Source organism: Cellvibrio sp. PSBB006 (assembly GCF_002162135.1).
In the GTDB taxonomy this organism is placed as follows: Bacteria; Pseudomonadota; Gammaproteobacteria; order Pseudomonadales; family Cellvibrionaceae; genus Cellvibrio.
This window is the reverse complement of sequence record NZ_CP021382.1, coordinates 3932126-3954027: the sequence shown is the minus strand read 5'-3', so window position 1 is coordinate 3954027 and position 21902 is coordinate 3932126. Positions and strand designations below refer to the sequence as shown.

At 50.2% G+C, this 21902-nt stretch carries 19 protein-coding genes; 6 read left to right on the top strand and 13 right to left on the bottom strand.

Annotated elements, in window-relative coordinates; all coding sequences use genetic code 11:
• Positions 1 to 424: 424 nt before the first annotated feature.
• Positions 425 to 1699 carry a sigma 54-interacting transcriptional regulator gene (locus tag CBR65_RS16475; RefSeq protein ID WP_157672119.1) on the bottom strand — a complete coding sequence of 425 codons (1275 nt, stop codon included), beginning with the start codon at positions 1697 to 1699 and terminating at the stop codon, positions 425 to 427.
• Positions 1700 to 1907: 208 nt separating this feature from the next.
• On the opposite strand from CBR65_RS16475, the gene CBR65_RS16470 reads away from it, so the two are divergent.
• Both CBR65_RS16470 and CBR65_RS16465 read left to right on the top strand, forming a co-directional pair.
• The gene (locus tag CBR65_RS16470) at positions 1908 to 2915 is read left to right on the top strand and encodes an FHA domain-containing protein (RefSeq protein WP_087467867.1); all 1008 of its coding nucleotides are present in this window, start codon (positions 1908 to 1910) and stop codon (positions 2913 to 2915) included.
• Complete coding sequence (locus CBR65_RS16465) at positions 2912 to 5563, top strand: serine/threonine-protein kinase (protein WP_087467866.1); 2652 nt, start codon at positions 2912 to 2914, stop codon at positions 5561 to 5563. The genes CBR65_RS16470 and CBR65_RS16465 overlap by 4 nt, the downstream gene beginning before the upstream one ends.
• Before the next feature lie 103 nt (positions 5564 to 5666).
• On the opposite strand, the gene CBR65_RS16460 is transcribed toward CBR65_RS16465, so the two are convergent.
• The 4 genes from CBR65_RS16460 to CBR65_RS16445 all read right to left on the bottom strand — a co-directional run bounded on the left by CBR65_RS16460 (position 5667) and on the right by CBR65_RS16445 (position 10352).
• On the bottom strand, positions 5667 to 6545 hold the full coding sequence (locus tag CBR65_RS16460; RefSeq protein ID WP_087467865.1) for a hypothetical protein: 879 nt from the start codon (positions 6543 to 6545) through the stop codon (positions 5667 to 5669).
• A 10-nt stretch (positions 6546 to 6555) separates the two neighbouring features.
• The gene (locus tag CBR65_RS16455; protein ID WP_157672118.1) at positions 6556 to 7152 is read right to left on the bottom strand and encodes a hypothetical protein; all 597 of its coding nucleotides are present in this window, start codon (positions 7150 to 7152) and stop codon (positions 6556 to 6558) included.
• A 314-nt stretch (positions 7153 to 7466) separates the two neighbouring features.
• Positions 7467 to 8066 carry a DP-EP family protein gene (locus CBR65_RS16450; RefSeq protein ID WP_087467863.1) on the bottom strand — a complete coding sequence of 200 codons (600 nt, stop codon included), beginning with the start codon at positions 8064 to 8066 and terminating at the stop codon, positions 7467 to 7469.
• A 156-nt stretch (positions 8067 to 8222) separates the two neighbouring features.
• Positions 8223 to 10352 (bottom strand): TonB-dependent receptor, encoded by a 2130-nt coding sequence (locus tag CBR65_RS16445; RefSeq protein WP_232461228.1) that lies wholly within the window; start codon positions 10350 to 10352, stop codon positions 8223 to 8225.
• 448 nt (positions 10353 to 10800) lie between these two features.
• Between CBR65_RS16445 and CBR65_RS16440 the strand changes: the two genes are divergently transcribed.
• From CBR65_RS16440 to CBR65_RS16430, 3 genes are read left to right on the top strand one after another with little or no spacing between them, the layout of a single operon-like run.
• The gene (locus CBR65_RS16440) at positions 10801 to 11937 is read left to right on the top strand and encodes a DnaT-like ssDNA-binding domain-containing protein (protein ID WP_087467861.1); all 1137 of its coding nucleotides are present in this window, start codon (positions 10801 to 10803) and stop codon (positions 11935 to 11937) included.
• Positions 11900 to 12520: a replication protein P gene (locus CBR65_RS16435; RefSeq protein ID WP_087467860.1), complete on the top strand. Its 621-nt coding sequence runs from the start codon at positions 11900 to 11902 to the stop codon at positions 12518 to 12520. The genes CBR65_RS16440 and CBR65_RS16435 overlap by 38 nt, the downstream gene beginning before the upstream one ends.
• A 55-nt stretch (positions 12521 to 12575) precedes the next feature.
• Positions 12576 to 13451: a glucosaminidase domain-containing protein gene (locus CBR65_RS16430; protein WP_087467859.1), complete on the top strand. Its 876-nt coding sequence runs from the start codon at positions 12576 to 12578 to the stop codon at positions 13449 to 13451.
• A 41-nt stretch (positions 13452 to 13492) separates the two neighbouring features.
• Here CBR65_RS16430 and CBR65_RS16425 read toward each other — a convergent pair whose 3' ends face one another.
• The 4 genes from CBR65_RS16425 to CBR65_RS16410 form a co-directional block, all read right to left on the bottom strand.
• The gene (locus tag CBR65_RS16425; protein WP_087469122.1) at positions 13493 to 14593 is read right to left on the bottom strand and encodes a polysaccharide deacetylase family protein; all 1101 of its coding nucleotides are present in this window, start codon (positions 14591 to 14593) and stop codon (positions 13493 to 13495) included.
• 108 nt (positions 14594 to 14701) lie between these two features.
• Positions 14702 to 14977, bottom strand: coding sequence for a PilZ domain-containing protein (locus CBR65_RS16420; RefSeq protein ID WP_087467858.1), 276 nt, complete (start codon positions 14975 to 14977; stop codon positions 14702 to 14704).
• A 121-nt stretch (positions 14978 to 15098) separates the two neighbouring features.
• Complete coding sequence (gene parC, locus CBR65_RS16415; protein WP_087467857.1) at positions 15099 to 17360, bottom strand: DNA topoisomerase IV subunit A; 2262 nt, start codon at positions 17358 to 17360, stop codon at positions 15099 to 15101.
• 70 nt (positions 17361 to 17430) lie between these two features.
• Complete coding sequence (locus CBR65_RS16410; protein WP_087467856.1) at positions 17431 to 17934, bottom strand: LEA type 2 family protein; 504 nt, start codon at positions 17932 to 17934, stop codon at positions 17431 to 17433.
• A 361-nt stretch (positions 17935 to 18295) separates the two neighbouring features.
• Here CBR65_RS16410 and CBR65_RS16405 point away from each other — a divergent pair, with 361 nt between their 5' ends.
• Positions 18296 to 18646, top strand: a complete 351-nt coding sequence (locus CBR65_RS16405) for a hypothetical protein (protein WP_087467855.1) — start codon at positions 18296 to 18298, stop codon at positions 18644 to 18646.
• Positions 18647 to 18648: 2 nt separating this feature from the next.
• Here the strand turns inward: CBR65_RS16405 and CBR65_RS16400 are convergent, their stop codons facing one another.
• The 4 genes from CBR65_RS16400 to CBR65_RS16385 all read right to left on the bottom strand — a co-directional run bounded on the left by CBR65_RS16400 (position 18649) and on the right by CBR65_RS16385 (position 21895).
• A complete protein-coding gene (locus tag CBR65_RS16400; protein WP_087467854.1) occupies positions 18649 to 19503 on the bottom strand; it encodes a DUF4105 domain-containing protein in 855 nt (284 codons plus the stop codon).
• A gap of 12 nt (positions 19504 to 19515) precedes the next feature.
• Positions 19516 to 19881, bottom strand: a complete 366-nt coding sequence (locus tag CBR65_RS16395) for a DUF2750 domain-containing protein (RefSeq protein ID WP_087467853.1) — start codon at positions 19879 to 19881, stop codon at positions 19516 to 19518.
• Positions 19882 to 19972: 91 nt separating this feature from the next.
• Positions 19973 to 20707 (bottom strand): M48 family metallopeptidase, encoded by a 735-nt coding sequence (locus CBR65_RS16390; RefSeq protein ID WP_087467852.1) that lies wholly within the window; start codon positions 20705 to 20707, stop codon positions 19973 to 19975.
• A gap of 21 nt (positions 20708 to 20728) precedes the next feature.
• Positions 20729 to 21895, bottom strand: a complete 1167-nt coding sequence (locus CBR65_RS16385) for a GNAT family N-acetyltransferase/peptidase C39 family protein (protein WP_087467851.1) — start codon at positions 21893 to 21895, stop codon at positions 20729 to 20731.
• Positions 21896 to 21902 lie beyond the last annotated feature (7 nt).

Below are 21902 nucleotides of genomic sequence, written 5' to 3'. Positions count from 1 at the left end.
TAGCCGATAGTAATTTGACCGATTATGTCCCTTTGCCAAAGAGACGCCTTATCAGGACCAAAATCCTGACTGTTATGATCAGCATCCGCCGTGTCAGGTCAGGTGGCGAATGGCTGACGGTCTTGATCCGTATTTTTTATAAAGTCCCGGGATGCAAACCCCTTATGTCAGCTCTCCGATAGCACATCCTTCGCCGTTGCCACTTTATTCAGCAAACCACCCTGAAATAAATTCGACAACGCCACACACTATATAAAGATATTTACTAACATCCAAAGAACGAAATGGCACAAAAAATACGGATTTACGCCGCCGTTTCGTTGATCTGGTTATTAAAGGAGCAAACAAGGGAAGGAAATGCGCTGATAGCTATTGCGCACAAATAACTGACACGCCCGCAGAACAGTCGTGTCAGTCAGTGGGATTAATCGAGATGAGCCAATAGTGTGTCGAGCACATCGAGGTCTACCAACGGATGTTCTGCCCGCGCCGAGAGCTGCACGACCAGGCGTTTCAGTCCCTCGACATTGTCGACCCAGGAAAAAGCTTCCAGCCGCTGCCAGGCAGATTCGGTTAGATCAAACTCTTTCCCCAGGGCGCATTCGCGGATAAAAAAGCGGGTGAGATCACGAATATCCTCCTGCCGTTCGCCCAGGTCGGGCAAACATAATTCCACGGCATTTATCGACAGCCAGCGCTGCAGCGATACCGACAGTTCAGCATTACGCCGACTGAGACTGAAGATGAGGTCCACGGATTCTCTGTGACCTTTGGTGGTTTTTTCCAGAGTGCGCTGAGTGCAGAATTCCTGTAGAACCCGCAGGTTATCGGCAGACAGCTTATCGATATTGCGCAAAAACAAGGTGCCGCCTTTGGCGTAGGCGAAGAGTGCCTGCAGGATGCTGGTGGCGGCATCCTCCTGCCACTCGTGACAGCCCGACTCGATGAACGGCACTATCTCGGAGTGGCGCTCACAATGGAGCGCGCGCGCCGCAATGATCTTGCCGGTACCTTTATCGCCACGAATCAACACCGGTAATGCGGAGGTGGCCAAGGCGTCAATCCCTTGATCCAGTTGACGCAGAGCTGTGCTGTTACCAATCCAGTAACATTGATCGCCATAGACATAGATGGCGCGGTAGCGCGTTTGGTAGCGTTTGATAACGCCTACCATTTCATCGGCAATCCGGGTCAGACTGCGTTTGATGTCATCGGCGGAGGGACTGCCCGGAATGTCATCACCGGGATCGACACGGGCGTTACGCACCAACGCCACCAGATAACCTAATCGCTGCCCCTGAAAGTCCACGGGAAAGGTTACCGCTTCCGACGCGTTCAGGCGTTCAGCCGGCGGCGTCATGGGCATTTCCGTAGAGATAATAAATTCTTCTACCCGACCTACCGCTGCAATCTGGATATCCCGATCATCATTGACCAAAATAAGATGACGGTAACCCTGTTGTGTTACACAGCGCAGGGTAATAGCGATGTTCACCAGACCGAAACGCTCAAGGGCGGCGTTCAGAATGATCCGGGTCAGGGTAATAAAACTTTTATTGATCGGCACCCATTTGGCGTTGGCCGCCTGATTGAGCGGATGAATCGCCTTGGCAACCGGCTTGTGATGCAGCGGTTTGTGGGTTGACGACAGCGCGTCTGCCGATGCGGAAGCTACCGGCGGTTTGGGTTCATAAATCATGCCATTATTACCATCAAAGACTAAAACCGACACGGTTAACGGGTGAAACCGAGCCCATCCTGTGGCAATCTATGGCCTGCGCGATTATTTGCCCATTACAAGGAATTACAGGGGCAACTGTCTGGAGGTCATGATTTATCCCCCCGGTTTTCTCATAAGGACTCGCAAAAAATAAGTTTCAACATGCTGTAAGACACGAGCACACCCTATGGCTTATTTATTTGATGTCGCTGCGGAAACCTTTTTTCCCCTGGCTCCACATCACACCTTTGGCAGACTCGCCAGTGTGGACACCCAACTGGATAAGCCTTATATCTCCAAATTACATTCCGCCATTGAATGGAATGGCCGCTGTTGGCGTATTAAAAATCTCGGGCTCAACGGCACCTGGATAAATGATGTGCAACTGGGGCAAGGGGAAATGGCCGACCTGAATGTGAACGACCACATTCATCTGGCAGAACAGGCTGAACCGGGTTTTAGAGTGATTGATCTTGCACCGCCCTCGGATATGCTCTGGCCGTTGGATATGTCGTCCGAGCAAATGCCCTCCCAGGTGCAACCCATCCCGCTAGAACGCTATCACTTGCTACCCGATACCCAGACGCCGGAATTGGCGTTGTATTTTGATCATCAGGATCAGGCGTGGTACGCCGAGCTGATGAGTAGCGCCACGCAAGAGCAACGCCGCGAGACCATTCAACACGGTGACATATTGCAGTTTGATAATCTGCGCTGGCAGTTTATCAGTGCGCAGGTTTACGGCCCCACCGAAGCGCGCGTGCGCAGCTCCCATAAACTCAGTGATTTCGAATTTGTGTTCAACCTCAGCCTGGATGAAGAAACAACCCAATTGGAATTGCGCCAATCACAACACAGCATCGACCTCGCGGTGCGCAGCCATCATTACTTAATGCTGCAACTTGCACGTCATCGCGCCGACGACGCCGCACAAGGTCTGGATGCCAAGAGCCAGGGCTGGGTTTATGCCGATCAATTGGCCAATGAATTGGGGCTGGATTCGACGCACATGAATATCCATATCTTTCGCGCACGCAAACAATTGGCTGATTGCCTGCCGGATTCTTCCGATCACCAATGTTTGTTGGAGCGCCGCGGCGGCAAGATTCGCTTTGGCTGTGATCGCTTCAAAATTTATAAAGGTGATCAGCTCACCACAGCCTTGCCATTGGCCACTGATATATCAAGCGCATGAGTCTCTCCCCGCATAACATCATGGAGATGACGCGCATAGGACATTACGACATCCTCGACTGTATCGGACGGGGAGGCATGGGCCTGGTTTATCTGGCCCGCGACACACGGCTGGATCGACAGGTAGCGATCAAGTGTCTGCGTACCGAATTATTTGAGCCCCACTATCGCGAGCGCTTCAAGCGCGAGGCCCTGTTGCTCGCCAAGCTGAACCATCCCAACATTGTCCAGATCTACGATTTTATCGAGACGCCGGACCAACTTGCCTTGGTGATGGAATACGTCGATGGCCAGAACTTACAAGCGCGCCTGCGCGAACACCTGGTGCCTATGGCGCAACGCATGACCTGGTTGACGCAAATTGCCCAAGGCCTTGCTGTTGCGCATGACTCGGGCATTATTCATCGGGATTTAAAAGCTGAAAATATTCTGATCAACCAACGCAACACCGCCAAAATTTCCGACCTCGGCATCGCCAAGTCACAGGACTTCAATGCAACGATTACCGATCATGTCGCTGGCAGTTACGCGTCCATGTCACCGGAACAGGCCATGGGTGAAGCGTTGGATTTCAAAAGCGATTTGTTTTCCTTTGGCATCCTCGCTTATCAAATGCTGTGCGGCGCGCATCCCTTTGGCGACACGGCAAACAAATTGCAGTTAATGCAGCGGATCATCTCCCATCCGCCGGTTCCACCGACCAAACATAACCCGACATTACCACCAGAAGTTTGCGATCTGCTCGGACAACTCCTCTCCAAAAATGTCGACAACCGTCCGGATAACACCCATTGGGTCGCCAGCCAGTTTGAAAAATTAAGCCAGTTAGTTATCAGTGCGCCGGAATGGTCCAACGATACCGAGATGACGCCGCAGCAGGCGAGCTTGAGTCAACTGCGCAGACATCCAACCAATGACACCCACGCGACCTTTGATACTCGCCACCTTGAGAAACCAGCACTACATTCAAACAGCCTTGCAGAATTTATCCGCCAACAAAAACGGAACATCATCGTCGGTGTTGTTTTTATATCGGTATTAATCAGTTTTAGCATCTGGCTACTGCAACCGGCACCACCCAAATATGTCGCGGTGATTCAACCCAGCATGACGGCGAATGGCATGCATGAGTCGCAACAGGCACTGGTCAAAGCAGCCATCTATGACGCAATTCAACAAAGCATGGTGCAACTGGACGGCTACTATTTAATTCCCCGCACCGAAGTGACTGACACCGACAGCACGGCAGTGCATCGCGCCACTGCCGCGGATGAATTGGTCACCACCGACATCCAATGCCAGGTGGAAGCCTGCGCTATTACCTTGACACGTTTAGTCCCGAGCGGCACCGAGGCCGACAGTCGCCTGGTGGCAAAAGATATTAAAAGGCTGGATGTGCTGACGAATCGGTACACGTCGGTAATGAAAGCGGTTCAGGATAATATTGGTCTACTGTATTCAACCAAACTCACCAGCACATTAGATGCGGCATCCGAACAAGAGTACCAATCGTTTATTAATACTGGCCTGACCTACCGTGACAGCGGTGCAACACCCGAGTTGCTGAATACCCTGGACGAACTGCCATCAGAGATCAAAAGAAATCCCATCGTCACTGCGTTATATAAAGACATCGCGCTCGATTTGTACTACGAAACAGGCACGTCTCTCTATCTGGAAAAATTGGATACGCGTGTGCGTCAACAAAGCTCTATGGATAACCTCGGGTTATATAATCTTTTCTACCTGGAGGTGGCCAAAGGAAATCTCGCTCAAGCTACCGGGATTATTCAAAAGCTGGAGGGGCTGACCAACAACGACTCAGCCATGTATGAGCTGCATGCCTACTCTGCAATGGCAAATAACGACTACCAGAAAGCCATCAGTTACTATGAGGCCTCTTTAAGCATCAGGAAGACAGCCAACAATCTCTACAATATTGCCAATGCTTACCGATACTACGGCAATAATGATCTCGCCAAAAGCTACGCCGAACAAGCCTTAACCCTATCGCCCAAGCTGCATCAGGCTAACAGCCTGCTCGGTTTTATCGCTCTGCTTAACGGCAATATTGATCATGCGATTGTGTCATTTGAAAAAGCGGTGAAACAAAATCCCAGCGATATCAGTAATCTCACGCATTTGGGATTATCCAATTTACTCAAACCGGATTACGCTGAAGCCAGGAAGATGTTCATCGCAGCACTCAAAATAAGTCCCGACAATCCCACTATCCTGTTGAATCAGGCAGACGCAGAAAATTTACAGGGGAATATGGGTGAATCGAAGCGTCTCTATGAAAAAATTATTTCAATAGCAGAAAGCAGACAGAAAGATGAAACAACCTTGCGGAACCTTGCGCAGTCCTATGCGCATCTGAACCGATTTTCGGAGGCGCTTAACGCGCTACAGCAACTGGAAAAAGCTGATTCGCAAAACATCGAAACTTTTTATACTGCGGCCTTGGTACACACTTTGGCAGAGAACACCCGCTCAGCCATATTCAACATTGAAAAAAGCTTAACGAATGGCCTGAATTCCGTGTGGTTCAGAGTTTCCTGGTTTGATCCTCTGTGCAACGAATCATCTTTCCAGGCATTAATGGAGAAGCATGGAGAGCCAGATCGATGCGCTCTCCAGAATTTTTAACCCTATCAAATTGTTGGCTAAAACTTATATATGCAATAAAAAAACGCCGGACGAAAGCCCGGCGCATTAGATCAATCCATTAACCATATTCGTAAACTATTTATCATTCACCCAGAAACTCTTTTACCTCTTTCGGCGGCTCATTATCAAAATCGCCCAAACCTAGTTCATGTCGCTTAGCCTGATAATGGTTGTACAGTTCATGGGTGCGATTGTTAATCCATTCATGATCTTCCGCAGATAAAGGTTCCTCACCATAGTCTTTTCTGTACCAATTCAACATGTGTTCTTTGAGAATATCCGTTGAATACAGCTCACCACCACCGCGCATCTTCATAACACCCATGAATGCAAGCTGTTCTCTCAGCGACTGTATATTCTGTTGTTTCTGTTCTGGCGAGTCATCTGGTGATGGCACTTGTCCCACACTTCGAGCTAACGCCGAGATAGCATTGTAAGAACCATAAACAATGCCTTTTTCAGCCAAGGCGATATACTCTTTATCGATGGTGCCCAACTGTTGAATGCCAACATAATCGCCCGCATCAATAAGCGCTTTCAATTTCGCTTCAAACTCCAGATTATTCTTTCGGAATATTCTTTCTAGCAAAGTATCTATCGCAATGATATCACCGGTATCAGCCAAATCTTTTAACTGCTCATCGGAATACTGCTGGTCATAAGTTTTTCGTAGCTCAGTACTGTAGCCAACTTCATCAAACCAGCTATCCACGATGGCCACATCGGCGGCGGTGCGCTGTTTAACGGCTGATGGTGATGGTGCTTTTACCGGAGCGGACGAGTTGTTGACAGGTTGTTGACCTTGGCCTTCAACATTTTCAACCGTTGCGGTTTGGCTTGTCGTTGCTACTGCATCATCGTCATCTAAAACCAAATAACCTATGCCTATAACAAGTACAACACCTATTAATAGCACGAACCGTTTTGGGCTCAACAAATGAGTGGGTTTTTCAGTATTCATATATCCTCCCTCACATGTAACCGCAGGCTTTAGCGACAGCCTTGGGAGTTAAGGTTTCACAGGTTCTCACATTTTCTTTGAAAAGCAAGTTTGCGTCGTCTTTACATTCGTTTGCGCCCACGCTTGCAGCATATGTGCCGCCGCCCAGCCCTACCAACCCAACTGACCCAAGTACAATAATAGGCACAGAAACCGGCGCAGAGGCAACTATGACCACGCCAGCCACGGCACCGGCAACAACCCCACCAACAGCCGCACTGGTAGCACCAACTGCAATTTGTGTACTGCACGCTTTATGATCATTTGATTGAATAATTTCAGCTTGATAGGCGCATTCATCAAAGAACTTTTTCTTAACTGTAGCCTCACATTGTTTCTTTGCGGCTGCTTTTGCTTGTTGCATCTGCTGATACGCCGCACTCGAATAGGTTGTGCCGTACATCGTTCGATTTACCGGAGTAGAAATATTGTTGTAATTCGGATTGCCTCCGGTATAGGTAGGCTGTTGTCCAGTTACAAGAATATCTTCGATGACGGTCGCCCACGAAAAATTTGCTGTTAAGGTAAGAGCACCTAGTATAAATTTACTAACAGTTACATTACGCATGATCCATTTTTCCCTTTATCCATATGTTTGATAAATCCCAAGGGAGTTTTAACGACAGACGATTGAATTCCGTAGGCAGGAGAAGCATAAAATCCATCCGTTGGACTCAATCCGGAAGGGAACTTATTTTAACTTTCAACTGGTGTCAAGTTATTATCTTGGAGGTTTGTAAGGCTTTAAAACATGTGGCAGATGTTTTTTCTTTGCGGATGAGGGGACACATGGCCAGCCTTCCTAGAAGACTAGCCATATAAATAGCCCCCTTAACGGGAGCAAAAGGCAATTCCGGGTTCTTTAAACCCGATCAGTAGATATTACAGCGGGCGCTTGGGAATAAAGCCGGGATCTTTCGACTCATAAATATTGACTACGCCCGACGTAGCATCGGCAAAGGACGCCACGAACCGGAATCCAATATCTTCCTCGGACACTTCCTGCAAAACATGGACAAAGACCAACATGGTCAAGCCGTTGTCAATAATCTCCACATAGATGTCATCATCAGGATCGCTGTTCGCCAGATCAGTGGCAATGCCACCCAAGGCAAAACGCCAGGTGCCGTCATTGCACGAGCATGCTTCCTGACTCATGGTAATCACCAGAATCGCCCGCTCAAAGCTGCGCTCCAGCTTGTTACTATTTTCATGAAAACCAACACCAATATCTCCTTGTATTGGCGTGCTGGAGTCTTGCGGAACCAAGATCCACGGTTGCGCCACCAAGGTGCCGTTTGAATTTGCTTTTGGAAGAACAGGCGTCAGTTCATAAAACTGGATAACCTGCCCACCTTTAGGCACAACGATATTTGCTGGATCTACAGGAGGACACGCCTCAGGGGCCTTGGGTTTTGGCTTGGTCTTGCCCGCTGCCTTTTTACCCACTTTTTCACCGGATTTCTTTTTATCTGCTGCCATAATTTTTTTCCTATACATGAATATTTCGTTAAACAACTTATCCATCGAAAAACAACTGATAGAACCAGATTCTCCATGATTCTCATCCTTGCATAAATTATGCAGAGGCAAATCATAGAATTAAATTACATCAACTTACACTCGCAACATCAAAGATTAATAGCGGTAGCGCAATGAAACCCCAATGGTGCGCGGGCGAGTGATGTATTCAAATTGGCCTCGTTCGCCGTACCATTCCGTCGTGCGCTTACCGGTTATGCCGCGAGTGTTGCTGATATTGTTAACAAAAGCTCCCAAGCGCCATTGATCAAAGGTGAGAAAAATGCGCGCATTTGCCGTCGTAAATCCACTCAACCGGTCATAGTTGGCCAACTCATCATTCAACATCGTGTATACCTCATCACTGCGGGAAATGCTCAAACCGGCATCCAGGCTTGCGGTATTGATAGGCTGAGAGTAATCCAGCCCCACACTCCATTGTTGCTCTGGAGAGCCTGGGAGCCGGTCACCCGCATAGATATTTTCACCATTTCCGTTGAAGTTAATAACATCCTCAGTTAATTCAGCATTGGTGTATGAAAAATTGGTCCACACAGAAAACCGATCAGACAAATTGCCAGTCACCTCCAATTCAACCCCTTTTGAACGGGCGCTTTTTGCATTCAAGATTGCGTTATATGCTTGCTCAACAACGCCGGAAACCTGAATATCTTCCCAATCGATATAATATATTGAGGCACTGATATGCAGTTTTTTATCAAGAAAATAACTGTGAGAGCCCAGCTCATAGTTAACGGAGGTATCCGGTGCATACATAAGGTTTTGCGCAACCTCTGCGGGGATCGGGTTTGCTCCACCGCGCCGATACCCTTCGGCAATCGTGAAATAGATATTTTGCTCTGGCGTAAATTGGTACTTGGTACTGAACTTACCTAAGGTGCCATCATGATCATCGTTATTTTCAACACAGTCTAAAGGCAAGTCAGTCCCTTCTATGAATAGCGGAAAAACATAACAAGCCGTAAATTCATCTTCGTACCGGAAGCTACGCGCCCCAACTAAAACCTCCCATTTGGAGGTGAGGTCGTAAGCGAGCTCGCCATATACTGAACGCTCTTTTAAATCTTCCGTTTGAAGCTCGAAGAGATCAATATCATCCGGCCGATTGAGCCCCAGAAAATCCGCAAAGCCGGGGACAATGTCAGCGCGGATTAAATCGGCATCATCGGTACTGTAAAATGCACCAACCAGCCAACGAAATGCCTGTGTATCAGGGGAAACCAGCCGCACCTCCAGATTGTCTTTATCAACCGTAACATTACTGGCATTGATCGCGGAAAAATCTTCGTATTGAAAGTAAAACTCCCCGTCGGGATCGAATAGGGTATATAAATCTGTTTGGTCAGCGGCCTTGTTATTTTCATACTCGTAGCGGCTGGCACTCACCGTCAGGCTGGCCCACTGAAAATCATAATCAGCGTCCAGGCTCAGTAACTCCAGCTCACCTTCCATCGGCTGGCGATATCGACTGGCGACGGTATATTTATCACCGGTAAAACTTTCATTGGTCGCCTGACGATCACCCACTTCATTTTTTTGGTAGTGGTAACTTCCCGCTAGTGAAAACTCATCGGTGGCTTGCCATAACACACTCACACGTGCCTGTTCTGTTTCATCGTCGTTAATATCTTTTTGTGCGCCGCCGAGTAAATAAGGATTATCGATAAACCCCTGATTTTCAGTTTTGCCAAGCATTAACCGCACACCCAAAGTGTCATTGATCAAGGGCGCATTAATAACCAGATCAGTGTCATAGTTCAAATCATCGCTTTCTTTTGTTTGGGATACCTTCATCGATGCCGTCAATGATGACTTGGTGAGGTCCGGCTTTGCCGTAATGTAACGAACCAAACCACCAATCGAAGCATTCCCGTACAGAGTACCTTGCGGGCCACGCAACACTTCCACGCGTTCAAGATCTTTTAAGCCAAACGCTGGCGGCAGGAAGTAGCCTTGCAGCGGAATATTATCTACATAGCTGGCGACACTGCCGCCATCACCACCCAGGTCATTTTCACCAACCTCCTCAACACGCAGACCGCGAATAATCAGCGAGCTGGAGTCACGCGGTCCTGTATCCAATACCGCAAAGCCCGGCACCAGTCTGGCGATATCGTGAATACCGGATGAAAAATCCAGGGCGTCTGAGCTAATTGCCGTAACAGAACCGGAGAACTCATTCAAAGTCTGTTCACGTTTGGATGCAGTAACAATAATTTCCTCCATTTGAGGCATCGCAGAATCAGCCAGCGCAAATGAAGGTATCAGGCTAAACAAGTAACATAATGGATGAAGGCGAAAACGTGGTGCGGTCAGGTGTGGTTTAGTTAGCATGCGTTTGAAAAATCCCAAGTGTGGTCAGTCCCGGAAAACTCGCGTCGGCGAGCAACTCCCCATGTCGTTTTAATAATTGGGCGAGCAGGGCTCTCCCAACGAGTTGCCAGCAAGGCATTGTCAGCGCGATGCAATCACCATTCCAGATATCGACGGAATATTCATTCCCGGACATTTTCTATTCGCCAACGTCCCACTCGCCAACAAGGATAGCCAAAATTTGAGACAAATGAGCGTTTTCTTGCAAATCCGTTATTAGAAGCCGGCAGCGGCGAGTGAAAGAATCAACTACAATCCCGCTCCTGTTCAGTCCACAGGTCATCAGTGCTAAAGTGCCGTTATGTCATCCCTGATTCCCGAAAAGCCGCTGCTGATATCACCCTCGCTGGCCGCCACCATTGGCCTCGAAGAAGCTTGCATGCTCTCACTATTGAGCGAAGTAGCCACTTACCGGCAGGCATCAGGTAATTGGCTGGATCTGGATGAGGCGCTAATCAGCCGACTGATGCCCTTCTGGACCGATTACGACATCCAGCGCATCAGCAAAAACCTCAAGGATAAAGGCATTATCCTGCTGGATTCGGCGCCCTATACCGGCAGCCGCATGCTGCGGGTGGCCTTTAACGAGGGCGAGGCAAATTCATCGTTCCAGGCTCCGCCGATAACACCGCCTATCGCCAGCGCCAATCTGATCGCCCCTAATTGGCAGCCGGATCAGGAGCTGTTGCGGCGCGTGGCGGAACACAACATTCCCGAGTCATTTATTCGCCAGCAAATTCCCGAATTTATTACCTACTGGCGCGAACGGGGTGAGATCAGTCATTCCTGGGGCGCGAAATTCCTGAAACACGTGCTGCACCAATGGCGTGAATACCAGACCAGCCTAGCCCGCCAGCAACGCGACGACGGTAATGACTTCCTGCGTCGCGACCTGGAAGTTGCCATGCACAGCCAGTGGCGCCCCAGCCGGGATGCCCTTGAAGTCCTGGTAAAACACGCCAATATCAGCCTGGCGTTTGTGGAGGATGCTATCCCCGAGTTTGTGCTGTATTGGCAGGAACGCGGCGAAGTGAGTCGCACCTGGAACAGCAAGTTTATTCAGCATGTGAAGCGCCAATGGGTCCGTTACCATTCCGCATTGGAGCACGACAGCGAACCGCGCCGGATTCCGGAGAACTGGCAACCCGGCGCCGATGTCTACGATGTATTGCGCCTGGCCAATATCGACCTGGAATTTGCCAAACGCCAGGTGCCGGAGTTTTTATTGTTCTGGCGCGAGAGCAACCAGGTTTACAGCTCGTGGAATACCAAATTCTTGCAACACGTAAAATATCACTGGGCCAAACAACACGCCCTGACCACCGTTAATTCGCAACAGGTTAACAGCCATGCAGGACAGCAACACCCTACTTCAACGCGCAGCACAAGAGATCGCAGCCTTGTCGAAGACCTCACCGACAGAAGCTGGGCCAACTGAGCCGCAGCGCCAGCGCCCGACTGATGCGCATATCGATGCATTGAATGAAGTCTTTGCGCTGTTCCGCATTAATTATCACAACCAGTATTACAAAGCCTATAACGACGCTGGCGTGCTCGCGCAAATAAAAAAATTGTGGCTGGAAAGTCTGGTGCAATTTGAACCGCAAACCATCTTGCGCGGCGCGCGCAAGGTGATTGAAGAATCTGAATATCTTCCCACCCTTAACCGCATGATCCGCGCGTGTCAGGGCGATCCGGAAAGTTTCGGTTTGCCCGATGCTCACACCGCCTACATTGAAGCGTGCCGTGCCCCCAGCCCTAAATCGGCCTGGCACTGGAGTCACGCAGCGATATATCACGCTGGTGTTGCGAGCGACTGGTTTTTTCTGGCCAATAACAGCGAAAAAGTCGCCTTCCCCGTATTCGAACGTCACTATCAGCGGCTGTGCGAAAAAGTCATGAACGGCACAGAGCTACCCGTGCCCGACGCCCCCGCCCTGCCGGAAACCATCGAAACACCCTTGTCACGCGAAGAAAATCAGCAACGCCTTGATGCGCTGCGCAAACAGATGGATCTGTGACCCCACTCGCGACGTAACAGTATTTTATTGTTGAAACTTTTGAGTCCGTTGAATTATGCAAAAAAACGCATCCTGGCTTCTGGGTCTGGCCCTGCTTGGCTACGCCGTTGGCTCTCTGGCGCTGATTCTTTTCCTTGCCCACTTCTCATTACCCAAACAGGATGCGCCGTTATTACCTGCTGAGCCCGAAGTTACCGATCTCGTCAGCAGCACGCCGCTCCCGGATTTCGTCAGTATTGAACAAACACCTGAGCGCAAAAAAGCCTTTGTGGATTTGTTGTTGCCGATGGTGGAGCAGAAAAATAATTACATCCAGAAAAATCGCAAGTCGCTCTACAAAATGAAACTGCAACTGGCAGAAGGAAAACCGCTAACGGAAAAACAGCTGACCAAACTGGAGCAACTGCGCGAACGTTATCGTGTCCGCCATGAAACCTATCCCGAAACAGCGAGAGCTATCGAAATTTTATTGTTACGCGCCGACATCATTCCCTCTTCCATGGTGCTCGCCCAAGCCGCTATTGAATCCGGTTGGGGCACATCGCGATTTGCTGTAGAAGCACACAATCTTTTCGGCCAATGGTGCTACAAACCTGGCTGCGGATTAGTACCTGAGCGCCGCCCACCCAACGCTACCCACGAAGTACAGAAATTCGATAGCGTGGAAGCATCGGTAGATGCCTACTATCGCAACATCAACACGCACAACGCCTACCGTGAATTTCGCCAACTGCGCGCGACATTACGCGCGCAGGATGGCGAATTAACAGGGACAGAGTTGGTGGAAGGATTGGGGAAATACTCCGGTCGCGGCGACGTGTATATCAATGAATTACGCACAGTTATTCGCGTGAATGATTTTGAAAACTTGCAGCTGAGTGCGGCGGATGTGGAGCCCTCTCCGATGGAAGCCATCCCCGCACCGCAATAAGTTTTTCGTGCATCACAATCAAAAGAATGAACGAGCTTTTATTAATCCTCGTGAGCCCAACGTCCATCTTTGCCTTTGGTTAACCACTGTTGGGAGAACCAGAAAAAGCGTCCTTTCTCTCCCGTGGGTGCTGTGCAATTGTAGCGCGCGCGCCCGGCTTGTAATGGCTTATTGGCTTGTACAATCAACTTGCCATCGCGCACCTCTGTTTTAATCGCGCCTTGACCGGAAGCAAAACAATTTACGCGCGGTAATAATTTTTGGTCTTCCAACGTTATGACCAGTACCGGCTTTTTCCCGTGAGCCAATACGAGATCCTTGAGTGGTTTTTTCAGCACTGCATCTTCATAAAGCTCAACAGAAGCAATGGCAAACGGGCGGGTATTCACTTTGGTAGAAAAATCCTGTAGGTCACCATAGCTGCCGCCAAAGGGGAAGCGCGGTAAGGCGAGCAAATCGTTTAATGCAAACAGGGGACCGGATTGTTGGCCGAAGGCAACAAAATCCAATTCCTTTAACACGTCTTTTACATGATTGTCGTACTCGCCGTAAGGGTAGGCCAGCAGGCGATGCTTCTGTCCGGTTTTCTCCGTTATGCGCTGCTCCGCATCGAGAATTTCCTGCTTGATTCGCTCGCGCCACTGCGCGCGACTTTCATTATCGCGTAAGCGCAGCAGATGCCCGTGTTTGGTCGTGTGGTTGGCAATGGTTACGCCTTGCTTGGCCAATTCCTGGATCTGTGCCCAGGTCGCAAAGGATTTTTTGTTTTGATCATGCGGGTCGGTATTGATAAAAACCGTGAAAGGCCAGCCACGCTTTTTCAGCAGCGGGTAGGCTTCGTTGTATACCGATTCATAGGCGTCATCAAACGTAATCGCTACGGCTCTATCCGGCAAGGCTTTGCCTGATTTAAGTTGCTTCACCAGTTCCGGCAAGGGCACGATCTTAAAGTCGTGCTCGGACAGGTAATCCATATGTTGTTTGAATAAATCCGGGGTAATACTGGTAGAGGCGGGAGTTGATTCACTGACGTGATGATATTGCAGAACGACGGCAGCACGAGAGGAAAGGCTGACAGAGGCAAGTATCAGCACGGTGGCTGCCAATAATATTCGTTGGCCAATACGCCAATCAAATTTCATTAAAGATAAAAAAACCTTGGCCCAACAGTTATGCAAACCTGAAAATTTCAACACGAGCAACCTCTTCAGTAGCATTATCTGATCAATAACATCCGCTGGCGTGATGACTCAATCGGTAGCGTCCGCCGCGATAAAGCGCAGACCAACACCCGTTGGCTCAACCCGCACGACTTCCATCTTCAACTCCGGCGCATCACCCATCAATCCCTGCACCTGACCCGTCACGACCGAACCGATGGGTGGTACATGTTGCGGATCAAGGATGACAAATACTCCACCATCAGAAATATCCCGGGTTTTAACCATCAATTCTCCGATACTTTCATGGCGAATCTTGATCGAACAGGAAAATGGTGTGCGAACATGGCGACGCTGATCACTCATGGAAAGAACCTTTGTTATTGTCAGAAATTCAGCTCGATCCATCTCACAAATCAGCTGGTCACCAGATGGTTTGTGAGATGGCTTCTAATTATTTCAGCAACACCGCCACAGGTGCGGATAATTATTTCTCAACCACCTCAACCTGATCCACTTTCTGGAATCCACGAGGCAATTTATTGCCGCGTCGTCCGCGTTCACCGCGATAATGATCAAGATCCGCCGGCTTCAGGGTGATATGACGTTTGCCTGAGTATAGCGTAAGCATTTGTCCAGGATTGATCACGGCCACGGCCAACACAAATTCTTCACGACTTTTCACCCGTGCCGAGGGAATATTCATGATCTTGTTGCCCTTGCCGCGCGCCAATTGCGGTAGCTCGGTAACCAGGAACACTAACAGACGACCATCATTGCTGACGGCTGCCAATAAGGTTTGGGCCGGATCGCCGGTCAGGATTTGCGGCGGCAATACTCGCGCACCATCCGGCAAGCTCAGCAAGGCTTTACCGGCTTTGTTTTTGCTGACGAGGTCGGCAAGGGTGGCGACAAATCCGTAGCCGGCATCTGAAGTCAGTAACACCGGCTGCTCATCATTACCCATCAACGCGCCTTCAAACGTAGCGCCACTGGGCGGATTGATCCGGCCACTAAGCGGCTCGCCCTGACCGCGCGCCGACGGAAGATTGTGGGCAGGCAGCGAATAACTGCGACCGGTAGAGTCGAGCAGGATAACGTTCTGATTGCTCTTGCCGTGAAGCGCAAATTTAAAGCTGTCACCGGCTTTATAACTCAAGCCAGCGGGATCGATGTCATGACCCTTGGCAGAACGAATCCAGCCTTTATCGGAAATAACCACCGTTACCGGATCAACACTCATTAATTCCGTTTCACTGAAAGCCTGTGCTTCAGCGCGCTCCACAATCGGTGAACGTCGGTCGTCGCCGTATTGCTGTGCCACCTCAATCAATTCCTTGCGCACCAGGTTTTTCAGCTTGACGGCAGAGTCGAGAATTTTTTTCAGATTGTCGCGCTCTTTTTCCAGGTCTTGCTGCTCCTGGCGAATCTTCATTTCTTCCAGTCGCGCCAACTGACGCAACTTGGTTTCAAGAATATATTCCGCTTGCATATCAATAAGATTGAAGCGTTCCATCAAAACCGGTTTGGGATGTTCTTCTTCGCGGATGATACGAATCACTTCATCCACATTAAGGAACACAATCATCAAGGCCGCCAAACGCAGCAAACGTTCTTCAACGCGCTCCAGACGATATTGCAGACGGCGACGCGTCGTGACGGTGCGGAAGCTCAGCCACTCCGTCAAAATTTTATCAAGCGACTTCACCGCCGGACGACCGTCAATGCCGATCATATTCATGTTGACGCGGTAGGTACGCTCCAATTCGGTCGTTGCAAATAAATGTTGCATAACCTGTTCGAGGTCGACCCGATTGGAACGCGGCGTAATTACCAGACGCGTAGGATTTTCATGATCCGACTCATCGCGCAGGTCGGCTACCATAGGCAATTTTTTGGCCTGCATCTGTGCCGCAATCTGCTCCAGAATTTTTGCGCCGGATACCTGATGCGGCAAGGCGGTCACGATGATATCGCCGGTGTCAGCATCTTTGATCCACACCGCGCGCATGCGCACGCTGCCGCGTCCGGTTTCGTACAACTTGATCAGTTCGCTACGCGGCGTAATGATCTCGGCATCTGTCGGCATATCCGGGCCGAGCACATGCTCACACAACTCGGTCACTGTCGCTTTGGGGTTGTCGAGCATATGCACACAAGCGTTGACGACTTCGCGCAGGTTATGGGGTGGAATATCGGTCGCCATACCCACCGCAATACCGGTGGTGCCATTCAACAAAACATTGGGAACGCGCGAGGGCAACACCACAGGTTCATCAAGTGTGCCGTCAAAGTTGGGCTGCCATTCCACAGTGCCTTGCCCCAACTCTTCCAACAGCACTTCACTGTATTTGGTGAGGCGCGATTCGGTATAGCGCATGGCCGCAAAGGATTTCGGATCGTCCGGCGAACCCCAGTTACCCTGGCCGTCTACCAAGGGATAGCGATAGGAAAAAGGCTGCGCCATCAGCACCATGGCTTCGTAGGCGGCGGAGTCACCGTGCGGATGGAATTTACCGATCACATCACCCACGGTACGCGCGGACTTTTTATATTTTGCACTGGCCTTTAATCCCAGCTCACTCATCGCATAAACGATGCGACGTTGCACTGGTTTTAATCCATCGCCAATGTTCGGTAAGGCGCGGTCAAGAATCACGTACATGGAATAATCCAGGTACGCTTTCTCGGTGTAATCTTTCAGGGAAATGCGTTCATCCGCATCGGGTGGGGAAATTACTTCGGTCATGAAATATCCTGAATCAAAAGTATAATTTTTATTTCGCTACTCGTGGAGCCGTCAAACATCCAAGGGCAAATTAAGGCCGCACACCTTGTGACGGTGAGCCTTGTACCAGTGGAATACTGCCGCTTTCTTTAACGCGCATGGCAGGCAAGAGCGCACTGAAGTCCAGCTTTGCATCAAAATTATAATTGACGCTGTCTTTAACACCGGCGCGGCTGAAGTACTCGATTAACCGCACGACTTGCAGCATGTTGGCGGATACCTCCAGGCTTACCGGTGTCTCCTGATAACCTTTCAATACCGGTACATTATCAGTCACACCACTGAGCACCGAGAAATTTTCGATGCCAATCGTATAAGAGATTCCACGCAGGGACAAATCCCGATCATTAGGATTAAGGATGGCCAGGTCGACCCCGATACGCTGATTCAAACCACCCTGGGAGGGCAGCAGGCGTAACCCGGTTACTTTAACGGTTGGCTTTTCCAGGCCAGGTTGAAATGCGGCACAACCGCCCAGCGACACCAGGAAAAAAGACAAAACAAGCAAACTGAAAAATCCACGTGGATTTGGCATTCAATATCTCCTGTATAAATTGTATTCAGGTGTCCACAGCGCAGGCCAGGCTACTGCCGAGCAGAGGAGTCATGGGAAATTGTGATCCGCTTCACATGCATCAAGCAAACGCGACTATCCGGCGCGCCTGGTCCTTGCAAATGCTGGTATACAAGCTAGTGTTTTTTGTAGGATTTAACACCTTTGCGACATCAACCTCGCCCCCTAAGGGACAACAAAAAACACCCATTATTCGACGCGCGTGTCAGGGCTGCATTTTTAACCGGCCAAGTGTTATAAACCCACGTCCGATAACAAGCATGCCCGAAAACCGTAGATGCCTGAAAAACAGCAGATACCTGACAGGTTAGCCCTTAACACTATGCCCAACCAATCGCTCAAAACTGAAGAACTGCTCGGCAGCAGGGAAATTCGTTTCATTGACCGCAAGGAATCCAACTATCCCAACCTTATGCGGATGTGCATGGATTTTGATTTTTGCGTGTTGCAATTACAACGCAAGGTATACAGCCACATTACCAATCGCTATCTGTCCGATTCACAGGCGTTTGTGTTAACAACGCAGGACTATCGCACCAACGATACACCGGCCATCACCCCCATCTGCGATACGCTCAGCAAGCTGGAAGAGCATGTCACCCGCCATCAAGTGGATATCCTGCATGATTATCTGTTCGGCGCGACGAATGAGGATGCATCCAGCGCAGGCTGATGTCATTCAGACTGATACCGGCGGCGGATAACGCGCGAAAAATCTTCTGCATCAAGAGACATTAGTTCAGCATTGATAAGCGCTTTTGCGCGCAGATCAATGATGGGCTCTTCGGCCGTTAACCAACCTTTTTCCTGTATCACTTCATCGGAATAGCCGGGCAGCAATAAGCGGTAATCCAACAAGCTGGTATAAAAACGGTAGTTCGGATCATGCTTTAATAAATTCGTCGTGCAGTTATCAAGCAAGGTGTTGTAAAAATCCGGCTGCTGCGCGATTTGTTGCGCATCAGCCATCATCGCATTGAATAAATAATCACGCTCTTGTTCGGTCAGCTGTAATGGATACAGCAAGAAGCGTTCTTTGCGAATGTGGGTGCGCAATCCGATGATGTCAGCTTCAGTGCCCAATACAACCATCTTGTTGTATTGGCGTAACAATCCCAGAAAAGGATTGTAATTTTGGTCGGGACGCAGGCGCGCCTCTACCGAGGCCGATAGAAATTGATCGTGTTTAAACTCAAAACTTAAAAAGGTGTGTGCAAGACCATAGCCACCGAAATGCGAAATGCCTAGCCAGACCTGTTGTAAATCTGCCGGAGAAAAGTCAGCGGCGCGGTAATCGGCCCGTTGCACACTGCCATCGGCGTTGTAACGGAAATCGCGCAAATTATCGATGTGGTAATAGGAGGTCGTGCCGTCTTGTCGCCACTCTACCTGAGGCAAACGCGTTTGCAAGGCCGACCACTCGCCCTCATGGGTTGGTGTGCGGGAAAAAAGATACATGGAGAATAAAATAAAAAGCCCGAGCAGGATTCGGACTAGCAAGCGGCGAACAACGGAGGCAGTTGTGTTCATTGTGAATGACGATCAATCCTGAAGTTCCTGTTCAAACTCTTCGAGCAGATCCAGGGGCTCCATCTCCTCGCCTTCGAGATCATCGTTCCAGTTGACGCCGACCAAGAGCACATCCTCATGCATACCGGGCAACCATTCTTCCAGAAACTCTTCCAGCTCAATCGCTACCGGCGCATATGCGGCCCACTCATCGCGGCAATGAAATTGCGCAAAAGCCTCCTGCGACCAGAGCGGCATCACATCCATATCGTCGTAATCTTCTGATGCACAGAGCGCCCAGCCCTCCTCACCTTGCAGGCCCCAGACGCAACCATTTTCCATAGCCTCGACAATAAAGCGGTCGATGTTTTCACTAAAGTCATCGCTGAGTTCAGTCATGATGGCAGACACTTTGTTTGTTCAGGATTCGGGAAATGCTTACACAACACTAAGGGACAGTCAGGTGTAAACCTATCGGTGTGTTGTATACCTATAGCACCAGTTGCTGGCCATTGGCCTTTAACCAGGCGCGGCATCGCACATAATCGGGACAGACACTTTCTACCAGTTGCCAGAAAGCACGGCTGTGATTGTGGTGGCGCAAATGGCTTACTTCGTGGGCGACAAGATAATCCACAATAGGCTCCGGCGCCAGAATAATTTGCCAATTGTATTGAATGGCCCCGCGACTGGTGCAGTGACCCCATTTGGTTCGCGTTGCCCGAATGCTGACGCCGGTGTGTTGTAGCCCCATGGCCAGGCAAAGTTGGTCAGTCTTTTCCGTTAACAATTTTAATGCCTGCTGTTGATACCAACCCTGCACCAGGCGGCGGGTTTGCTCCGGTGCACTCATGCGTCGCCGGCGCGACAACAGCACGTGCAATTGTTGATCGTACAAGACCACACGCGCCGCCGAACCACTGCCTAACACCAAGCGAATTTCCTGGCCGAGATAAGGTAAAAAACTACCTGCTGCATAGGTGTGTTGCGGGATAGCTGACAATGCTTGCTGTTGTTCATGAATTTTTTCCTGCACCCAGTGGGTTTTTTCGCGCAGGAAATCATGCAACACGCTGTCCGCCACCTGCTGCGGTGCGCGGATAAGCACGCGTGCAGATTGCACTTCAATACTGATACTGCGGCGGCGCGAGCGCAGAATGGTGAACTCAAAAGGAAATGGGATTATGCGGGTTTCCGCCACACAGCTCGTGCGCGTCTTCAACATCAGGTTTACCTGTTTTCTCTGTCAGCCGGTTGCCTTGGCGTGAATAATAACCGCTGTACGCAGGCGGGTACGCCCAAAGCTGGTCATCAACTCAAAATCGTTGCGCGCCAGGGGAATGAATTGGCAGTCAATCGCGGTTTGCCCGTAGGTTTCCGGGTCGGGATCATGCACGTAGATACATTCATCATCAAAGCCGCTCATCACCACCCAATGCGGTGCCTTTTTGCTGTCCATACGATAGGTACTGATCAGGATGATGGGCACCGCGCCTTCCCGAAAGGCATCAATCAAATCCTGCTGGCGAATGTCGCGATAGTGCACCGGAACATCCAGCGCCTGCAACTGTGCACAAAAGTCATTGTGGACCGCCGTCATGATCGGCTTTTTGGTTTCATCGCGCACGCCGTCCAGAAACAGCGGGCCGGTTTGGTTTATCCACACTGAGGTGGAAAATCCACGCGTTCGCGCCGCCAGGGCCAGGCCCATCGGGTGGCAACCACCGTGGCCGGACGTCATAAAAATCGTGGTGGCTTCACGCCACAGGCGCAGCTCTTCCTGCAAGGAAGGCTGATAATCCGGATCGAGCGATGTCAACGCCATCATCAGCGATGCAGGGCCGCAGGTGAAACGGGTGTTCTGACACATCCATGGAATCGCACTTTGTTGAGTCTTCTCATGAAACACCCGGATACGTTTCTGGTAACGCAAGGCGTCGCTGTGGTCCTCGTAATAATCGTGGTAAAGGCCAAATTGCTTGTAACCCAGGGATTCGTATAGGCGGATGGCATTTTTATTCTCGCTGCTGACTTCCAGACGCATATACAGCCTTCCGCTGTCCCGTGCATGCTGCTCACCCAGCTGCATCAACCAACCTGCAATGCCACGGCCGCGAAAGTCCGGATCAACTGCCAACGAATAGACACGGGCCAACCGGGTGCCCCGGTGGCACAAGATCAGGATATAACCCGCCAGTTGCTGTTCCTTCCACGCCAACAGGAAAATGTCCTGCGGGGCGGTCAGCCAGCGGCGGAAGCTGCGTCGACTAAGCCGATCACCACTGAAACAGCGTTGCTCCAGATCCACCAAGGCATCCAGGTCAGTCAGGTCGGCTTCCGTCCAGCGAAAGCCTTCTGGTGCCTTGGGCACGGGGGCAAACGGGGATCTGGGGATGTGCTGGGATATTTGCATAAAAGCC

Bases quoted from the DNA above. Each gene is read 5' to 3' on its own strand.
- CBR65_RS16430 (WP_087467859.1), top strand. From the start codon at position 12,576: ATGCAAAAAAACGCATCCTGGCTTCTGGGTCTGGCCCTGCTTGGCTAC.
- CBR65_RS16385 (WP_087467851.1), bottom strand. From the start codon at position 21,895: ATGCAAATATCCCAGCACATCCCCAGATCCCCGTTTGCCCCCGTGCCC.
- CBR65_RS16390 (WP_087467852.1), bottom strand. From the start codon at position 20,707: ATGTTGAAGACGCGCACGAGCTGTGTGGCGGAAACCCGCATAATCCCA.
- CBR65_RS16465 (WP_087467866.1), top strand. From the start codon at position 2,912: ATGAGTCTCTCCCCGCATAACATCATGGAGATGACGCGCATAGGACAT.
- CBR65_RS16445 (WP_232461228.1), bottom strand. From the start codon at position 10,352: ATGGAGGAAATTATTGTTACTGCATCCAAACGTGAACAGACTTTGAAT.
- CBR65_RS16475 (WP_157672119.1), bottom strand. From the start codon at position 1,699: ATGATTTATGAACCCAAACCGCCGGTAGCTTCCGCATCGGCAGACGCG.
- CBR65_RS16420 (WP_087467858.1), bottom strand. From the start codon at position 14,977: ATGAGTGATCAGCGTCGCCATGTTCGCACACCATTTTCCTGTTCGATC.
- CBR65_RS16395 (WP_087467853.1), bottom strand. From the start codon at position 19,881: ATGACTGAACTCAGCGATGACTTTAGTGAAAACATCGACCGCTTTATT.
- CBR65_RS16470 (WP_087467867.1), top strand. From the start codon at position 1,908: ATGGCTTATTTATTTGATGTCGCTGCGGAAACCTTTTTTCCCCTGGCT.
- CBR65_RS16405 (WP_087467855.1), top strand. From the start codon at position 18,296: ATGCCCAACCAATCGCTCAAAACTGAAGAACTGCTCGGCAGCAGGGAA.
- CBR65_RS16455 (WP_157672118.1), bottom strand. From the start codon at position 7,152: ATGCGTAATGTAACTGTTAGTAAATTTATACTAGGTGCTCTTACCTTA.
- CBR65_RS16410 (WP_087467856.1), bottom strand. From the start codon at position 17,934: ATGCCAAATCCACGTGGATTTTTCAGTTTGCTTGTTTTGTCTTTTTTC.
- CBR65_RS16425 (WP_087469122.1), bottom strand. From the start codon at position 14,593: ATGAAATTTGATTGGCGTATTGGCCAACGAATATTATTGGCAGCCACC.
- CBR65_RS16450 (WP_087467863.1), bottom strand. From the start codon at position 8,066: ATGGCAGCAGATAAAAAGAAATCCGGTGAAAAAGTGGGTAAAAAGGCA.
- CBR65_RS16460 (WP_087467865.1), bottom strand. From the start codon at position 6,545: ATGAATACTGAAAAACCCACTCATTTGTTGAGCCCAAAACGGTTCGTG.
- CBR65_RS16440 (WP_087467861.1), top strand. From the start codon at position 10,801: ATGTCATCCCTGATTCCCGAAAAGCCGCTGCTGATATCACCCTCGCTG.
- parC (WP_087467857.1), bottom strand. From the start codon at position 17,360: ATGACCGAAGTAATTTCCCCACCCGATGCGGATGAACGCATTTCCCTG.
- CBR65_RS16400 (WP_087467854.1), bottom strand. From the start codon at position 19,503: ATGAACACAACTGCCTCCGTTGTTCGCCGCTTGCTAGTCCGAATCCTG.